This is a genomic window from Pseudomonas salmasensis (assembly GCF_014268375.2).
GTDB lineage: Bacteria > Pseudomonadota > Gammaproteobacteria > Pseudomonadales > Pseudomonadaceae > Aquipseudomonas > Aquipseudomonas salmasensis.
Genome location: NZ_CP077083.1, coordinates 434,727 through 451,781, shown reverse-complemented (window position 1 = coordinate 451,781; position 17,055 = coordinate 434,727). Strand labels below are relative to the sequence as shown.

17 protein-coding genes and 1 pseudogene are annotated in these 17,055 nt (G+C 58.5%); 7 read left to right on the top strand and 11 right to left on the bottom strand.

The genetic code is table 11. The annotated features are described in order from the left end of the window. Positions 1 to 31: 31 nt before the first annotated feature. Positions 32 to 739: pseudogene (locus tag HU731_RS28900) on the top strand (MCP four helix bundle domain-containing protein); the annotation flags it as partial. A gap of 42 nt (positions 740 to 781) precedes the next feature. Further along, positions 782 to 1,645, top strand: a complete 864-nt coding sequence (locus tag HU731_RS28895) for a methyl-accepting chemotaxis protein (RefSeq protein WP_411829346.1) — start codon at positions 782 to 784, stop codon at positions 1,643 to 1,645. A 246-nt stretch (positions 1,646 to 1,891) separates the two neighbouring features. Here HU731_RS28895 and HU731_RS01815 read toward each other — a convergent pair whose 3' ends face one another. After that, positions 1,892 to 2,080: an AbrB/MazE/SpoVT family DNA-binding domain-containing protein gene (locus HU731_RS01815; RefSeq protein ID WP_186608106.1), complete on the bottom strand. Its 189-nt coding sequence runs from the start codon at positions 2,078 to 2,080 to the stop codon at positions 1,892 to 1,894. Positions 2,081 to 2,100: 20 nt separating this feature from the next. On the opposite strand from HU731_RS01815, the gene HU731_RS01810 reads away from it, so the two are divergent. Further along, positions 2,101 to 2,271, top strand: a complete 171-nt coding sequence (locus tag HU731_RS01810; RefSeq protein WP_186608107.1) for a helix-turn-helix domain-containing protein — start codon at positions 2,101 to 2,103, stop codon at positions 2,269 to 2,271. A 184-nt stretch (positions 2,272 to 2,455) separates the two neighbouring features. On the opposite strand, the gene HU731_RS01805 is transcribed toward HU731_RS01810, so the two are convergent. Continuing rightward, positions 2,456 to 2,956 carry an Lrp/AsnC family transcriptional regulator gene (locus HU731_RS01805; RefSeq protein WP_186608108.1) on the bottom strand — a complete coding sequence of 167 codons (501 nt, stop codon included), beginning with the start codon at positions 2,954 to 2,956 and terminating at the stop codon, positions 2,456 to 2,458. 119 nt (positions 2,957 to 3,075) lie between these two features. On the opposite strand from HU731_RS01805, the gene HU731_RS01800 reads away from it, so the two are divergent. Beyond that, positions 3,076 to 4,110, top strand: coding sequence for a histone deacetylase family protein (locus tag HU731_RS01800; protein WP_186608109.1), 1,035 nt, complete (start codon positions 3,076 to 3,078; stop codon positions 4,108 to 4,110). Positions 4,111 to 4,215: 105 nt separating this feature from the next. After that, entirely contained in the window at positions 4,216 to 5,646 is a 1,431-nt protein-coding gene (locus tag HU731_RS01795; RefSeq protein ID WP_186608110.1) for an amino acid permease, read from the top strand. 72 nt (positions 5,647 to 5,718) lie between these two features. Here HU731_RS01795 and HU731_RS01790 read toward each other — a convergent pair whose 3' ends face one another. The 5 genes from HU731_RS01790 to HU731_RS01770 form a co-directional block, all read right to left on the bottom strand. Next, a complete protein-coding gene (locus tag HU731_RS01790; RefSeq protein ID WP_014718439.1) occupies positions 5,719 to 5,967 on the bottom strand; it encodes a CsbD family protein in 249 nt (82 codons plus the stop codon). A gap of 112 nt (positions 5,968 to 6,079) precedes the next feature. After that, positions 6,080 to 6,673 (bottom strand): hypothetical protein, encoded by a 594-nt coding sequence (locus HU731_RS01785; RefSeq protein ID WP_186608111.1) that lies wholly within the window; start codon positions 6,671 to 6,673, stop codon positions 6,080 to 6,082. Between the two features lie 18 nt (positions 6,674 to 6,691). Then, positions 6,692 to 7,459 (bottom strand): hypothetical protein, encoded by a 768-nt coding sequence (locus HU731_RS01780; protein WP_186608112.1) that lies wholly within the window; start codon positions 7,457 to 7,459, stop codon positions 6,692 to 6,694. Between the two features lie 10 nt (positions 7,460 to 7,469). Next, entirely contained in the window at positions 7,470 to 8,096 is a 627-nt protein-coding gene (locus HU731_RS01775) for a dTMP kinase (protein WP_186608113.1), read from the bottom strand. A 143-nt stretch (positions 8,097 to 8,239) separates the two neighbouring features. Beyond that, positions 8,240 to 9,967, bottom strand: a complete 1,728-nt coding sequence (locus tag HU731_RS01770) for a hydrogenase maturation protein (protein ID WP_186608114.1) — start codon at positions 9,965 to 9,967, stop codon at positions 8,240 to 8,242. 217 nt (positions 9,968 to 10,184) lie between these two features. Between HU731_RS01770 and HU731_RS01765 the strand changes: the two genes are divergently transcribed. After that, complete coding sequence (locus tag HU731_RS01765; protein WP_003191203.1) at positions 10,185 to 10,412, top strand: hypothetical protein; 228 nt, start codon at positions 10,185 to 10,187, stop codon at positions 10,410 to 10,412. A 105-nt stretch (positions 10,413 to 10,517) separates the two neighbouring features. Next, the gene (locus tag HU731_RS01760) at positions 10,518 to 11,423 is read left to right on the top strand and encodes a LysR family transcriptional regulator (RefSeq protein WP_186608115.1); all 906 of its coding nucleotides are present in this window, start codon (positions 10,518 to 10,520) and stop codon (positions 11,421 to 11,423) included. A 1-nt stretch (position 11,424) separates the two neighbouring features. On the opposite strand, the gene HU731_RS01755 is transcribed toward HU731_RS01760, so the two are convergent. The 4 genes from HU731_RS01755 to HU731_RS01740 all read right to left on the bottom strand — a co-directional run bounded on the left by HU731_RS01755 (position 11,425) and on the right by HU731_RS01740 (position 17,025). After that, positions 11,425 to 12,357 (bottom strand): cupin domain-containing protein, encoded by a 933-nt coding sequence (locus tag HU731_RS01755; RefSeq protein WP_186608116.1) that lies wholly within the window; start codon positions 12,355 to 12,357, stop codon positions 11,425 to 11,427. Between the two features lie 132 nt (positions 12,358 to 12,489). After that, on the bottom strand, positions 12,490 to 13,980 hold the full coding sequence (locus tag HU731_RS01750) for an aldehyde dehydrogenase (RefSeq protein ID WP_186608117.1): 1,491 nt from the start codon (positions 13,978 to 13,980) through the stop codon (positions 12,490 to 12,492). 149 nt (positions 13,981 to 14,129) lie between these two features. After that, positions 14,130 to 15,497 (bottom strand): APC family permease, encoded by a 1,368-nt coding sequence (locus HU731_RS01745; protein WP_186608118.1) that lies wholly within the window; start codon positions 15,495 to 15,497, stop codon positions 14,130 to 14,132. Positions 15,498 to 15,642: 145 nt separating this feature from the next. Continuing rightward, positions 15,643 to 17,025 carry an aspartate aminotransferase family protein gene (locus HU731_RS01740; RefSeq protein WP_186608119.1) on the bottom strand — a complete coding sequence of 461 codons (1,383 nt, stop codon included), beginning with the start codon at positions 17,023 to 17,025 and terminating at the stop codon, positions 15,643 to 15,645. Between the last annotated feature and the right edge of the window lie 30 nt (positions 17,026 to 17,055).

The window sequence follows — 17,055 nt, the reverse complement described above, 5'->3', positions numbered from 1 at the left end:
CAACCGGCGGTCCTGGTACAGGGATATCACTATGACGATCAAATTACGCTTGGTGCTGTTGATTGCGACCGGGTTGCTCACCGCCTTGATCATGAGCCTGGCCGGTTACCTGGGTAATACGCGGATGGCCGACGCGGTACAGGACAACGACGTCAGCATGACGGTACTGCGCAATCACATGGAAGCCGACATGATGCACGACGCCCTGCGTGCGGATGTGCTGTCGGCCATGTTGGTCGGGCTGGGCAAAAGCACCAGCACGCCGGCCGAGGTCAACAGCTCGATCAAGGAGCATGCCGAGCACTTTCGCGAGGTGCTGGCGGACAATCTCAAGCTGCCGCTGGACGCCTCGATCAAGGCCAGCCTGGAAAAAATCAAACCCAGCCTGGACACCTACATCGGTGCCGGCGAGCGCATCGTCGCGCTCGCCCTGGACAACCCCGAGGCCGCACGTGGGGAACTGCAGACCTTCAATGCCGCGTTCAGCCAGCTGGAAGATCAAATGGCGGCGTTGAGCGAGCTGATCGAAAGTCATACCCACCTCACCAGCACCGGTACCCGGCAAACCATCAGTAACGCTAACTGGACCTTGATCATCGTATTGGGGGCAAGTCTGCTGTTGCTGCTGGCACAAGGACGTTGGGTGACACTGAGCATCATGGGGCCGTTGCGCACCGCCAGCCGTATTGCCCAGAGCATTGCCCATGGCAACCTGAGCGAGCCGATTGTCGAACCCAAGAACCAGGACGAAGCCAGTGCACTGATTCGCAGCCTGGCGACGATGCAGCGGGATTTACGCGGCATGATCGAAGTGGTTCGCAGCAATGCCCATGGCGTCAATGGCATGAGCGAGCGCCTCAGCCAGGGTTGCCATGAAGTGGCAGGCAGCAGCCAGCAACAAAGCGTCGCCGCCAGCACCATGGCCGCCGCCGCGAGCGAAATGACCGCCAGCATCGAAGAAATCACCCGTCACGCCCAGCGTGCCCTGGACATGGCCAGCCAGGCTGAAACCCTGGCCAAGGACGGCGGCCGCGTCATTCACCAGGTGGTCAGCGACATGGACGGCATCGCCCGTTCTGCCCAACAGTCAGCCCAAGTGATCCGCACACTGGACAAGGAGTCTGAAGCGATCTACAGCATCATCCAGGTGATCAAGGGGATTGCCGACCAGACCAACCTGCTGGCCCTGAACGCCGCCATCGAAGCCGCCCGCGCCGGTGAGCAAGGGCGCGGCTTCGCGGTCGTGGCCGACGAAGTGCGCAGCCTGGCCGGACGCACCAGCGCCTCCACCCAGGAAATCGCCAGCATGGTTGGGAGCATCCAGCAGAACACCCGAGCAGCGGTAATCAGCATGGAGGAGGGCGTTGCCCAAGTGGATAAGGGCATGGCAGTGACTGCCGAAGTGGAACGCGCCATTCGCGAGATTCTCCAGGCTACGCTGAGTACCACTGAATTGGTCAATGATATTTCCCGCACTATTAGTGAGCAGAGCCTGGCCAGTAATGAGATTGCCCATCAGGTGGAGAGGATTGCGGGGATGTCGGAAAGTAATAGTCGGGTGATTGGCGAGACGGCGTCGACGACGGATGAATTGTCGAGTTTGGCGGGGAAGCTTTCGCAGTCGGTGGATAGGTTTAGGCTTTGATGGAGGACACTCATATATAACTATACTAAATAGTCATTTAGTTTAGTTATTCTTAAAGGCTATTAAAAGGAGGAGGGTAGATCAACAGATGAACTAGGGGTAGTTCATCCTTGCTCGTTATCTTCCAAATTTGAACGCTATCTCTCAAGGAAAGGAAATTAGCACCCAGTGAAATCACGTGTAATCGGTAACAACCCCGTGCTTTATGGGCTGCAGCCATCAGGCGCGTAGATAGCTGAATTAGTCCTACGCACGAACTGGCGTCAGGATTATCGTGCCGTTAGGTTTAACTTCCAGGTCGAGTTTGTCGCCGCTGGCCAACTTGATGGCCGACAGGAGATCGTCAGTCAGCGGTATGATTAAATCGCCAGTGCCATCAGCTGCATCCTGGCAGACTTTCCAGCTCGTATTTTTAGCCTTGGGCTTCGGGTTCATTATTTTCTCCGGGTGATCAGATGACAGAGCCAATTTATGATTATGACCCAGCAGACTCGCTGGTTGATTCAGAGGCCGTAGCTGTATTTTTGGCTGATGCACACGACACCGGTGACGCGGCTTTCATTGTCGAAGCCATGGTCGTTGTTGCACGCGCCAAGATTCGTATCGAGGCAGATGGCCAAGCCTAGGAGTCATCGTCCTGAACGTGTGTTGCTAGTAGCAACACCTTAACGCTGATCACCTGGTGAAAAGCAGCCTCCAAGAGCCCCCCAGCTCCGTATAGGGCGGTTCGCATAATGTATATTATGTTAAATCACATATCATAGACGTTCATGAGCAGCCTAAATCACTGAGGTGATCTAACCTGCCCACTCACTCCTTAATCGATTTGGGTATCGCGATACGGCTACTGGTCTTAACTTCGCGTAAAGCCAGACTGGACTGGATGGACGCAATACCCACCTGACGCCTGAGCACCTGTTCGATAAAGTCACTGTAGCTATCAAGGTCCTCTGCCAACACTTGCAGCACGTAATCGGCATCCCCGGTGATCTTGTGACAGGACAACACTTCAGGCAGTTGAGCAATCACCGCCTCAAAAGCATCGGGAGCGTGGTCGGCGTGGGTGGAAAAACGGATGTGCACGAACGCCATGATATCCAGCCCCAGCATTCGTCGATCAAGGTTCGCCTGATAACCTTTAATCACACCCGCCTCCTCCATTCTCTTACGCCGCCTCCAACAAGGTGTCAGGCTTAACGACAAGCGCTCACTGAGCTCAGAGTTGGAAATACCCGCATCCTCCTGCAGCAACGCGAGAATCGCCAGGTCGGTGTTGTCGAGACTGATGCGTTTGGATGTTTTTTTCTGCATTACGTCATTCCTGAGTAAAAACGCCCGAATAATCCAGTAAACCACGAAAACAAAGCAAAGAAAGCGCTTCAGAGCCGGAACAGAATATTTGCACTGGCCCATATCAGCGGATGCGCACAATGTTTACAGTTTTCAGTGATTCCCACCGTTTGCACCACGGCACCGAATTGAAAGACGGCGTGCTCAAGCCGTCCTTCGAACAGCCCAGTCGGGCCGATACCGTCCACAATCGGGTCAAACAGGTAGGTCTTGGCCAGATCATCGAACCGCGAGCATTTGATCGGTCGTGCTATGTCAACGCGCACAGCGAGCGCTACGTAACTTTTCTGGAATCTGCCTGGTCTGAATGGTGCGCAACCGGGCGCACCCACGATGCGTTGCCGCTGGTATGGCCAGTGCGTGATCTGGCCAACGAGCAAGTCCCGACTTTCATCGACGGCAAACTGGGTTTCTACGCCATGGACGCCGGCTCGCCCATTACTGCCACCACCTGGCAAGCGGTAAAAACCAGTGCCGATATCGCACTGACCGGACTGGCGCTGATCGATGAAGGCCACGACAGTGCCTTTGCCCTATGCCGTCCGCCCGGCCATCACGCTGCACGTGAATACATGGGCGGCTATTGCTATCTGAACAACGCGGCCATTGCCGCACAACAGGCTATTACCCGAGGCGCCAAGCGTGTCGCGGTATTGGACGTCGACTTTCATCATGGCAACGGTACCCAGAATATTTTCTACGGGCGCAGTGACGTCATGTTTGTCTCGCTGCACGGCGAACCGACGGTGTCCTATCCGTACTACTCAGGCTACAGCCACGAAGTCGGCGCTGGTCACGGCGAAGGTTACAACCTGAACTATCCGCTGCCGAAGAACACCTCTTGGGAAAACTACCGCAACGCCTTGCTACACGCCTGCAAGAAACTCCAGCAATTTGCCCCTGACGTGCTGGTTATTTCACTGGGCGTCGACACCTTCAAGGACGACCCCATCAGCCACTTTTTGCTTGAAAGCGAAGACTTCATCGGCATCGGCGAGCTGATAGCCGGCGTGGGCTGCCCTGCCCTGTTTGTGATGGAGGGTGGCTACATGGTCGATGAAATCGGGATCAATGCAGTCAATGTGCTGCATGGTTACGAGAGCAAACGGGCCTGAAACTCCGCAAACCACTACCGTCAGTAGCCATTACATCTCTATCAAGGTCACGTGATTCCCACTTTTCTACCAAAACTCAAAAACATAAAATCAAGAGGTTTTGTAATGAAATCGACTCCGTCCGAGCGGGTTGAACAGCCCGCGCTGCAGCGCACACTCAGCAATCGTCACATTCAGTTAATGGCCATGGGCGGTGCTATCGGGACAGGCCTGTTCATGGGTTCCGGGAAGATCATCGCCCTCTCAGGCACGTCGATCATCCTCATCTATATGATCATCGGTCTGTTCGTCTACTTCGTCATGCGTGCCATGGGCGAAATGTTACTTTCCAACTTGAGCTTCAAAACCTTCGCTGATTTTGCCGGTGCCTATCTTGGCCCACGCGCAGCATTCTTTCTCGGCTGGTCATATTGGCTAAGCTGGAGCGTTGCAGTGATAGGTGATGCAGTCGTGGTGGGTGGATTTTTTCAGTATTGGTTCCCTGATGTACCCGCCTGGATACCAGCCATCGGCATGCTGATAACACTGTTCGCCTTGAACGTGCTGACTGTCAGGCTCTTCGGTGAAGTGGAGTTCTGGTTCGCGATCATCAAAATCATTGCCGTCGTTGCCCTGATTGGGGTGAGCATGGTGCTGATTGCCAGCTCCTTTGTCTCACCCAGTGGCGTCACCGCGTCCCTGAACAACTTGCTGGATAAACAGGGCGCATTCCCCAACGGCTTGTTCGGTTTCTTTGCCGGGTTTCAGATGGCGATTTTCTCGTTTGCGGGCACCGAGCTGATCGGCACCGCAGCCGCCGAAACGCGCTCCCCCGAAAAGACCCTGCCTAAAGCCATCAACTCGATTCCGCTCAGAATCATCTTGTTTTATGTGCTGGCACTGGCCTGCATTATTGCAGTGACTTCCTGGCAACAGGTTTCGCCCAACAAGAGCCCCTTCGTCGAGCTGTTTCTGGTTGCGGGGTTCCCCGCAGCAGCCGGTATTGTCAACTTTGTGGTGCTGACATCCGCCGCCTCATCGGCCAACAGTGGCGTATTTTCGTCCAGTCGGATGCTGTTCGGGCTGGCCAATCAGGACAACGCTCCGGGGATTTTCCGGCGTCTGTCGAGCAACAGCGTGCCTCTGCTGAGTTTGGCGTTCACCACCTTGTTGATGCTGCTGGGCGTGTTGTTGCTGTTCATCGTTCCAGAAGTCATGACCGCCTTCACCATCGTCTCTACCGTGTCAGCAATTCTGGTGATTTTCACTTGGTCGACGATCCTCGCGTCGTACATTGCCTATCGCAACACTCGCCCTGACCTGCATGCAAAATCGACCTACAAGATGCCTGGCGGCGCGCCGATGGCCTGGTTCTCTTTGGCGTTTCTGGGCTTTGTTCTTTGTCTGCTGGCATTGAGACCAGACACCCGAATTGCCTTGATGGTCATGCCGGGGTGGTTCCTATGGTTGGCAATTGCTTACCAGTTGACCTGTTCCAGAAAACCCAAGCGCGTTGACAGTTCGGCAAATCAATACAAACGCGAAGGCTTGGTTTAAGGGCTATGGCTTACCGCCCTCGTACCTCCTGGCGCGGAACTCCAAGGAGTACGAGGGAAATCTTGTTGAGGTTCAGCGACCAAGCAATCTTTTCAGCACCAGTAGAGCAACAGCTCCGATTGCCAGTGCAGCAACCGGTTTCTCTTTGACGAATGTAGAAACGCTGTCCAGTGCGTCGCCATAGGTTTGCGTCAGTTGACCCGCAGCTTGGCGTCCAGCGCCTTCGGCTTCCAACTTCGAATCGCCAAAAAGCTTCCCGACTGCGCTCTGCGCTTTGCCAGCAACCTTTTCTACAACGCCTTCTACCTGTTCGCTCTTCATGATTAACCAAACCTTCGTGTGTGATTGGGTAACCCAGGAAAACCCCGGGCTTGAGGCAACGTGCAAAGCGTTAGGTGGACAGGCTTAGTGATTAGTTCAAAGTTGATGAAGCTCACTTGGTCCAGATCAACCGATAAGTCTTCTTCCCTGTAGCGGCATCGTGATAGGGATTTTCGCCCGGGACCTCTCGCGTGCGCACGCACGGGCGTCCCTCGCAGTCAATAATGGCAGCGTCACCACCCTGGCGTTTCAACGCTTCTATGTTTTGCTCAAGCACCGCTAACTCTCGTTGCCTTTGCGCAATCTCATCGGTGCTGGGGACCGCAAAGAAAAACAGCAACGCCAGAGGCAATACCACACCTAGATGAATGGCGAAGATGCTGAGGCAGAATCGACGCTTAAGGCTGTCACTGGCGGCCTGGTACTTTTGCGCCGCATCAAGCGCCGCGGCATCGGCCTGTCTGAACCTGCCAACCAACTGCTCGGCCGCCTTTGAAGCCACTGAATCTGCGATCTGCGCCGCTGAAGCGCCCAGTATCGTCGGAATCTGTTGCAAGCTCTGCTCAACACGTTTTTCCAGATAGCCAAGACGCGCAATCGCCTGCTCAGCGGCTTTTCTGTCATTTTCCGCTGCGCTCATGATGCCCTTGGCAGCGACGGCCATGGCCCGCAGGCTGAGGTCATTCTCGTTCACGTGTTCGTCCATGGGGCATTACCTTCCATATTAGGGGCCGTCGCGGTGTTTGGGACGCTTCATGCTTCGCTCCAATGCAGGCACAGATCGCTCCAGCTGCGGACCGCTCATTTCCAGCTCCAGCCATTGCCTGTGCGGCATACTCAAATCACAGACGTCTCGCAGCTGAACAAAATGCATTGCTCCACCTGCGCCCATGACCAGAAGCACACCACCTGCGCCCACCGGGTCGTCAGCTTGAATATTGCGTAAAAATCGCAGGTATATCTGTGAACGCTCGCGCATCATCGGGTCCAGGCCGCGAACAGCTTCGCGCGCGGTTTGCTCCACGAGTCGTTCAAGGCTTCCCGCGGACAACGCCAAGTGTTCGTCGTCGAAGGCGTCGAGATATGGAACGGCTCGCGAAACCAGAGGCGTGTCGGTGTCATTGGCGCCCACCTCCACATACCAGTGCAGGCTTCTGGACGTTTCGACCAATACCTGATTCTCACCTGTCAGGGCGGCCATGAGTAAACGATGTCGTAGTCGCTCTTTTTTCAGGCTGGCGCCCTTCATCTTGAATTCGATCAAGCGCACGACACCTGGAAAGCTCAGCAGTACGTCAGCCAGCTCTTTGTCTGCAGGCGTCTGCTGTAGCAGGTTGACCACGCTTGGGATCGAGGTGTTTGCGTCTAGACATGACCGCACGGCGAATCCGAGACCGTACAGGAAGTTTCCTATCACGACGTTTTCATAGAGTTTCTTCGTTCGGTGACGTTTGTTCTGATGACCAACATCATCCTGATCTTGCTGGTTCAACGGCACTCCGTTACTCCTGATGCGTGGAATGAAGGACCTTATATATCTGCAAAACCACCCGCCTCATCGCCTCTTCAATCGTCCCTTCATTGCGACACATCACCCACCCCTGCCCCACAGCCGCCCGCTCAAACGCCTCGGTACACACAACTTGCTCCTCCAGCTTATACATCACCGTACTGCTCAGCCCGCGCCGTCGTGTTGCCGCCCGCGCCCAGGATATTTGCGCCGTGGTGACAACCCCCACATGCAGATCCGGCACTTGCACCTGCCGATTAATGTTCAGCTCAAGAATGTCTGCAAAGGGTATCAACCGACGAAACGCGGCATCAGACGGGTACCAGCGATCCATCAGGATGATGCTGTCAGGTGGCTGCGCGGCCAGTATGTGTCGGGTAATCCAGCTGCGGCTGTCAGCAAAGCGCTCACACACCTCAAGTTCCAGATCCCGGCTGGGGTCTCTGGCGAATTTGTTAACCAGCGCCATCGTTTGCGCTCGATAGGGATCGCTTTTGCGCTCGCACAGTCGGACAACTTTTTTGTTGTCGGCCCTCAGCGCTGTCGTAACGGCCTCCAACAGCGTGGTTTTGCCGGTGCCCTTGGGCCCATCCAACGAAATAAACAGCGCCCGCGTCATACGAGCGCTGCGTTATCGTTCAGGTTGTGCAGTTCCATGGGGCCTCGGGGTCTGTGCGGTTGGGCGAGTTGGCCTCCATTATGGGCAACCCTATTGCCCAATGCGAGGCTGTACTGGCTGACGCGCCCTCCCCGCATCGACGGTCAGTCATTCAGCATCTGGCTTTGCGGCACACCGGTCTCGTACCTCAACGCCCACGGCGCAATCAACCGCTGCGGGCTTTGGCAGGTTTTGCGCTTGAGCACGAAGTTGCTGCACTTCCCGGCAAACTGCTGGCGGTTGTCCACCATGTCCAGTCGCATCTGTGTCAGCTCCTGCTCGCGACAGCGTTCAACTTGCTGAGTCTCCAGCGTGGCTTTGCGCGTGCGTGCGTGAAGGTACTTGTCATCGGTCAACGCACGGTCAGCCTCTTGCAAAAGCCACAGGCCGAATGCCTGCAGACAGCGGGGGCCAATGGCCTGAACCATGCCGTACTGCTGGGCCTGAATGGCGCTGATGGGCAGGCATTCTTCAGTGAGCTTGTGCGCGATTTCACTGCCCACGGCCCGTGGCAGGCTGTAGGTCCAGTATTCAGAGCCGTAGAGCCCCATGGTCTTGTAGTGCGGGTTGAGCACCACTCCTTCGCGGGCCAATACAATGTCGGCGGCCAGCGCCAGCATCACGCCGCCTGCGCCTGCGCTGCCAGTCAGGCCGCTGATCACCAGTTGCCGGGCGGTGAGCAGCTCCAGGCATACATCGTCGATGGCTTGAATATTGGCCCAGGCTTCCAGCCCCGGCACGTCGGCGGCCTGGATGACGTTGAGGTGAACACCATTGGAAAAGCTGCCGCGCCCGCCCTTGATCAGCAACACTTGGGTATCTCGCGCCTTGGCCCAGCGCAATGCAGCTACCAGCCGCTGGCATTGTTCAGTGCTCATGGCGCCGTTGTAGAACTCGAACGTCAGTTCGCCGATGTGGCCGAACTCTTGGTAGCGGATCGGTTGATAGGCCTGTGCGTTGAACGCCTGGCAGGCGATTGAACTGTCCAGCACCGGCACGCCGGCCAACTGCTCAGCCAGAACGTGACGTGCCGGCAGCTTGAAAGTCTCTGGGCCTTTGGGTTTGAGCGAGCCGATCCACAGGCTGTGATCCCCAGCCGCTACCAGCACGGCATCGTCCTGCACCGCGAGGATTTCGCCCGGGGTGCCCTGGCGGGCGTCCAAGTGCGCGTCATACACGTAATATTGCCCGCCCAGCAGGCTCGCCAACACGCCGGGCTGGCCATCGGCAGCGTCGATGCTGCGCTTGATAAAGCCTGCGCAATCGAACCAACTGAAGGTGCGGTCAGCCTGGGTCATGTTCGGCTGCAAGCGCCCGATGACGCTGGGTTGGGTGTAATCGAGCGGTGTCGGGACGAAGCCGTTGGCGAATTTCGCCACCACGTCACGAATGCAAACCATCGCGGCGTCGCTCACCAGGCCGTTGTACAGCTCGGATTTACGCACCTGGGCGGGCATGTCGAACTCACAGGTCGACCAGATTGGCCCTGCGTCCATTTCCTCCACCGCTTGCAAGGCGGTGACGCCCCAGCGGCTGGCCTGCTGGGTGATCGCCCAATCCAGCGCACTGGCGCCACGGTCGCCGACGATGCCCGGATGGATGATCACCACCGGGCGCTGGGGATGGCTCCACAATTGATGCGGCACACGGTCCTTCAGAAACGGGCAGATCACCAGGTCGGCGCCGGACGCCTCGACCTGCTGGCACACGGTGGCTTGATCGGTGAACACCACAACGCTGGGGTCGTGGCCCGCCTGGCGCAAATCCAGCCAGGCCCGTTGGGTTAAACCGTTGAATGCCGATGATAACAACAGGATCTTCAGTGATCGCATGGCTGACTCTTCCTTGAGAATGTGCGACCAGAGCTGCTCGTTGAGCCGTCCCTGGCCATCGATAAGCGCCCAAGGTTATAGAGCGGGCCAGCCTTCCCACCTGATCGAGATCAATAGATGAAAGCGGCCTATTTTTTCTGAATCACCACGCCGCCAACTCATCAAACGAACATGCCCTGCTCGGGTCCGCCTTGTTAACCGTAACGGAGCCACGTTCATGTTCGAGAAACCGCATTACCTCATCAGTTTCATCCTCGACAACCAGCCGCAAAGCCGCACACTTGAACACGATGCAGACACGCTGGACCCGCAATGGGCCGAGTCCCTGCTCAGGCAGCGCTTTGCAGAGCTCAAGGACGCGAAATTGAGCGACGTCCAGGTGCAAAAACGCAACAAGCCCGCGGATGAAGGCCATGACATTCCAGGGCATTACCAGCAGCCCTGATTTATGAAAACGGGGGCTGCATCGTGGTTCTACGGTCGTGCAGTTGACAGCCCCCGCCAAAACTCAACAACCTGCACCTCTCATCGCCCTGCCCTGAGGCTGCCCTTGGACTATTTCACCGCCCTCACCGCCTTCATCGAAGCCGCCGAAGGCAACAACTTCTCCCGCGCCGCTGAGCGCCTGGGGATCAAGGCCTCAACGGTTTCACGCTACGTGAAGGACCTTGAGCAAGACCTGGGCATCGCGCTGTTCAACCGCTCTACACGCACGCTGCACCTGACCGAAGGCGGCCAGACCTTCCTGGTACACGCACGCAGGGTGCTGGATGAGCTGGAACACGCCAAGGCCGCCACATCTGCGCTGAACCAGCATCCTCGCGGCGTGTTGAAACTCAACCTGCCACCGGCGTTTGCTCGCCACCACATCCTGCCGGCGTTGCATGACTTTCTGGTGCGCTACCCGCAAATCAGCGTGGAACTGGTGCTGGATAACAGCCAGGTCAATTTGATTCATGCCGGCGTCGATTTAGCCATCCGCATTGGCGAGCTGGCCGATTCGACGCTTAAGGCACGCAAGCTCAGCGACGGCCATTACCGCTTGGTGGTCAGCCCGACGTTTGGCATGCAGCACCCTCCTCCGTCCACGCCCACGGACTTGGCCGGTGTGCCCGCGGTGTTAGGCACGGTTACCACCGGCAATATCAGTTTTGTATCCGCCGGCCGTGCGCTCCCGCTGCAGCATGACGGCGCGATTCGAATCAACGACCTGGACGCGCAACTGATCGCCGTGCGCCAAGGCTTGGGCTTTGCGCTGTTGCCCGACTGGCTCGTGGCGCGAAGTATCGAGGCCGGCGACTTGGTAGTCTGGCTACCGGAATGGCATATCCAGGGCGTGGAGCGGGCGTTTGCGGTGTGGTTTGTCTACCCGCCCAAGCGCATTGTGTCGTCCAAGGTCCGGTGTTTTATCGACTTTATTGTCGAGCGACTGGGCGAAACACCGGACTGGACGTGACTCAACTGAAGCGAATATCCAACGCGCGCAAGTAGGTTTGCAGCCCCGCATCCTGAATCGGGATCAGGAACGCCTCGCTATCGGACTCATTGAAGTGCGCGTGCCAATAACCCGGTGGCGTGACAAACGCCAGGCCGGGCAACCAGTCGACCCGCTGCGGGTGACGGATTTGCCCATCCGCGTCCAGCTCGGTGCCCACCAGGGAATAACAACCCTTGGGGCAATCAATAATGAAGTCCAGTGCAATCGACTGATGCCGATGGGGTTTCTGTATTGATCCCGCCGGCAGAATCCCATACATGGCCCACAGCACGTGGGTCACCGTGCGCGTCTGCGGGAAATGGCGGTTGCCCAGCAGGATGCTGATGCGGCTGCGGTCCTGCGCCCTGGGGTCATCGGCCGCTTCGCGCAACTTGGCGTTGGCCAGTGCCGCTGGGTACAGGGTCGGCGCAAAGCGATCGGCGCTGGGTGTCACCCCCAGGTAACGCAGCAACGGCTCATCGTGCACATAGTAAAGGCGCGCATCCTCGCGGGCACTGAAGTGCGCCTGCTGTAACCCAGGCAGGGCGATAAAGCAGCCCTTGGACCATTGAATCTCATACTCGCCCTGAACCACGCTGCCCTCCCCGGCAATCACGTAGAACACCTGTGAGGTGGCGCTGGGTTGCAGGGATAACGTGTCGCCACGGTTAAGGCGCATGAAGTTCGCGCACAGTCCGGGGCCTGTCGCAGGGCCTTCGCAGCCCAAGGCCTCGCTGAGGTCCAGCGGTACCACGCGCGAGGGGCCACGGTCATACAGCGAGGCGGGAAAGCTGTGGTAGGGAATGCGGGAAATCAGATTGGCGCTGATGGGGTTTGCCGCCTTGCTGTACTCGAAGTACTCGGCGTCGACTTGGTTGATATCCGTCAGTGCGGGGTCGAATTCACGGTTCATCAGGCTCACCTCAGTCTTGGGCTGGATCGCGCAGCGCGGTTGAACGCGCTGCACGGGGTGAGTGGACTATAGGCATTGCGCGCTGGCGGATGAATGCCTGTGACGGCACAGCAGTTATGCAAAACGGGGCAGTTAACGCAACTGGAACCAGGTGGTTTTCAGCTGCGTGTACTTATCAAACGAATGCAGCGACAAATCGCGCCCGAACCCCGACTGTTTGCCGCCGCCGAAAGGCACGGTCACGTCCAGGGCATCCATGGTGTTGACCGACACGGTACCGGCATTCAGGGCACGCGCCACGCGGTGCGCACGGTTCAGGTCATCACTCCACACCGATGCCGCCAGGCCATAAAGGCTGTCATTGGCTTGCTGTATGGCCTGTTCTTCGGTATCGAAGGCGCTCACCGCCAGCACGGGGCCAAACACCTCTTCGCGGGAAAGGCTCATGTCAGCGGTGACGTTGGCGAATATCGTCGGCTGGATGAAGTTCGAACAACCCTCGATGCTCACCTGTTGGCCACCGGTCAACAGCGTGGCACCGTCTGCATGCGCCTGGCCGATGGCTTGCATGATGCGTGCGGTTTGCCCACTGTCGACGATTGCACCGGCGGCGCTGGCGGGGTTGAGTGGGTTGCCGGGCATCCAGGCACGGGATTTGTCGATCAGGCGCTCGATGAATTCGTCGTGAATGCAGCGTTGCACGTAGAGGCGCGAGTTGGCCGAGCACACTTCGCCTTGGTTGAAGAAAATCCCAAAGGCCGCCTTCTCTGCCGCCAGGTCCAGGTCCTGACAGTCTGCAAACACCAGGTTCGGGCTCTTGCCACCACACTCCAGCCACACCTGTTTGAGGTTGGACTGCGCGGAGTACTGCATGAAGTACTTGCCCACTTGGGTCGAACCGGTAAACACCAGGCAATCGACATCCGGGTGCAACCCCAGGGCCTTGCCGGCGCCCTCGCCCAAGCCTGGCACTACGTTCAACACCCCCTCGGGCATGCCCGCCTCCAGCGCCAGTTGGGCCAGGCGCAGGGCGGAGAATGGCGATTGTTCGGCGGGCTTGAGCACCACGCTATTGCCTGCCGCCAAGGCGGGCGCCAGTTTCCAGGCGGCCATGTCCAGCGGGAAATTCCACGGCACTACGGCGGCAATCACGCCCAGGGGTTCGCGGGTAATGGTTGCCAACGCATTGGCGGCAGTCGGGGCGACTTGATCGTAGCGTTTGTCCAGGGCTTCGCCGTACCAGGCGAAAACATGGGCGGCACCGGGCACGTCGACGTTATAGGCGTCCATCACCGGCTTGCCCATGTTCAGGGAATCGAGCAGCGCCAGTTCTTCGCGGTGGGCCATCAACAGCTCGCAGAGCTTGAGCAGAATTTTCTTGCGCTCGCCCGCAGGCATGCGCCGCCACGGGCCGTTGTTAAAGGCGCGGCGTGCAGAGCGCACTGCCAGGTCTACTTCAACCTCACCGCAGGCGGCGACACGTGCAAGGCGCTGGTTGGTCGCCGGGTTGATGGCGTCAAAGGTCGCCCCGGACAGTGCGGCCACGGCCTGGCCGTCGATCAAGGCGGTGTTGATGAAGGTTTGACGGGCAGCGCGTTGCTGCCAGTAGCTGAGGTCCAACATGTTGTACTCCTGAAGGGGTTGACACCGGTAGGAGCGAGCTCGCTCGCGAAAAACTCACAGGCACCGCGCTTTTCCAGGAAGCCCGCGTGATCGTTCACGTTTTTCGCGAGCAAGCTCGCTCCTACGGTGGGAAGGGGTGGATATGTCGCTTATTCGGCTATGTGCAATTGCGGCATCCCCACCCGGAACCCTCGGGTGAGGCAGAGCAACCACAGCAGCCCCAGGCCCATCCAGCACAGGCCGATGGTGAAGGACATGCCCGACAGGCTCGTCCACAACCACAGCGTGCTGAAAAACCCCAGGCCCGGCAGTGCGGCGTACAGCAGATAATTGCGCGTGCCGCGCAGTTTCTGGTCGCCCAGGTAATGCTTGATCACGGCCAGGTTCACCGCCGAAAACGCGAACAGCGCGCCAAAGCTGATCATGTTGGCCACGGTGTCCAGGCTGATAAACAGGGCAATCAGCGAAAACAGGCTGACCAGCATGATCGCGTTGGCCGGCACGCGTTTTTTTGTCACCAGCTTGCCGAATACCCTGGGCAATGCGCCGTCGCGGCCCATGGCGAACAGCACGCGGGACACGCTGGCCTGGGAGACCATCGCAGAAGCAAAACAACCCGCCACATAGGTGGCGGTAAACGCACTCACCAGCAGCTCGCCGCCGACCCGGCGCATCACATCCACCGAAGCCGAGTCGGGATCGGCAAAACTATTCCATTGCGGGAAGACCATCTGGGCGCAATACGACACCACCAAAAACAACAGCCCGCCGATCAGCGACACCGCCATGATCGCCTGGGGAATGGTGCGACGCGGGTCCGGCGTTTCCTCGGCCATGGTCGACACCGCATCAAAACCCAGGAACGACAAGCACAGCACCGCCGCCCCGGTCATGATCAGCGGCACACTGAAACCTTCGTGGTGAAACGGCTTGAGCAGCGACACCGGCTCGGCCTGCCCGCTGAGGTTGTGGATCGACAACGCCACGAACACCACGATGAACACCAGTTGGGCCACGATCAGCACCCAATTGACCCGGGTAATCGACTCGATGCCCACCAGATTGAGCGCCGTCACCAGGGCAATGGAGCCCAGCACCCACACGGCGGTGGGCACGGCAGGAAAGTATTCGGACAGATAGATGCCGATCAGCAAATAGCTGAGCAGCGGCAGGAAGATGTAGTCCAGTAGCAAGGTCCAGCCGGCGATAAAACCGAAAGAGGCGCCAAACGCCTTGCGTGTGTAGGTGTAGACCGAGCCCGAATAAGGGTGCGCCTTGACCATGCACCCATAGCTGTAGGCCGTCAGCAGCATGGCCGCCAGGGTCAACAGGTAGGCGGTGGCCAGGTGGCCCTTGGTCATCTGGGTCACCAGGCCGTAGGTGGTGAACACCGCCAGCGGCACCATATACGCCAGGCCGAACAGCACCAACCCGACGAGGCCCAGGGGTTGTCGGAAACGGCGTGAAGAGCAAGTGTGGTGGGCGGGAGTATCGGCTACGTTTGTTATTGTATTCATTGCTGACTCCTGGGAAGTGAAATGCAGGGCGCCGCGGCGTTCGATCAAATCGACACCCTTGATGAGTCATCCATTGGGAGCGGTGGGCGGTCCGCTATCCGGCGCCCACCTTGTTCAACCGAGCGGCATGCAGGCGCTCAGCCCTTCACAGCTTTCCCGCAATCCGTGCGGTACGGTCTACTGCAATGCGGGTCTTGTCGACCAGCTCATCGAGCTCCGCTCGGCTGGCCACCAGGGCCGGGGCCATGATCATGCGGCCCAGAGTCGAGCGAATGATCACGCCTGCTTCAAAGCCAAAGGTGCGGCACTGCCAGGCCAGGTCGTTTTCATTGGCAAAGCGTTTGCGCGTGTCCTTGTCCTCGGCAAACTGCAGGGCGGCGAGCAGGCCGGTGCCCTGGATCTCGCCGATCAGCGGGTGGCTGCCAAAGACGTCGTGCAGGAGCTTGTGCAGATACGGCCCGGTGTCGTCCTTCACCTGGCGCACAATCCCTTCATCACGCAGCGCCTTGAGGTTGGCCAGCGCCACCGCCGCGGCAACCGGGTGCCCGGAATACGTCAGGCCATGGGCGAACACCCCGCCCCGCTCCACCAGGGCTTCGGCCATGCGTTTGCTCAATACCAAACCACCCATGGGCAGGTAGCCGGAAGTGAGGCCCTTGGCAATCGACAGTGTGTCGGGTTCGAAACCGAAATGCTGGTGGGCAAACCACTCACCGGTACGGCCGAAACCGCCAATCACTTCATCAGCGCACAGCAGCACATCGTATTGGCGACAGATACGCTGGATCTCTGGCCAGTAGCTTTGCGGCGGAAAAATCATGCCGCCGGCGCCCTGGAAAGGTTCAGCGATAAAACCGGCGACGTTTTGCGCGCCCAGTTCCAGGATCTTTTCTTCCAGTTGCAGAGCGCAGCGTCGCCCGAACTCGGCCGGGGTCAACTCACCGCCCTGGGCGTACCAATAGGGCTCGTCAATGTGCGCGACGTCCGGGATCAAGCCGCCCATTTCATGCATGAATTTCATGCCGCCCAGGGCAGACGCCGCCAGGGTGGAGCCGTGATAGCCGTTCCAGCGGCCGATCATGACTTTCTTCTGCGGCTGGCCGAGCACCTGCCAGTAGCGGCGCACGGTGCGGATCAGCACCTCGTTGGCTTCGGAACCGGAGTTGGTGTAGATCACATGGCTGTAGTGCCCTGGCAACAGGCTGAACAGCAGCTCGGACAGTTCGATCACCGCCGGATGGGTGGTGTGAAAAAACATGTTGTAGTACGCCAACTGATCCATCTGCGCAGCCGCCGCAGCGGTCAGGTCCTTGCGGCCATAACCCAGCTGCGTGCACCACAGGCCCGACATCCCGTCCAGATAACGCTTGCCCTCGCTGTCCCACAGGTACAGCCCCTCACCGCGGACCATCACCCGTGGGCCTTCGGCATTCAGTGCCTTTTGATCCACAAAGGCATGGATATGGTGGGCCGCGTCCGAGGCCTGGTAGTCCTGGGTCTGGCGTTGCGGTTCAAAGGGTAGGTTCATGGCTTTTTCTCTTGTTGTGGGTAGTCATGC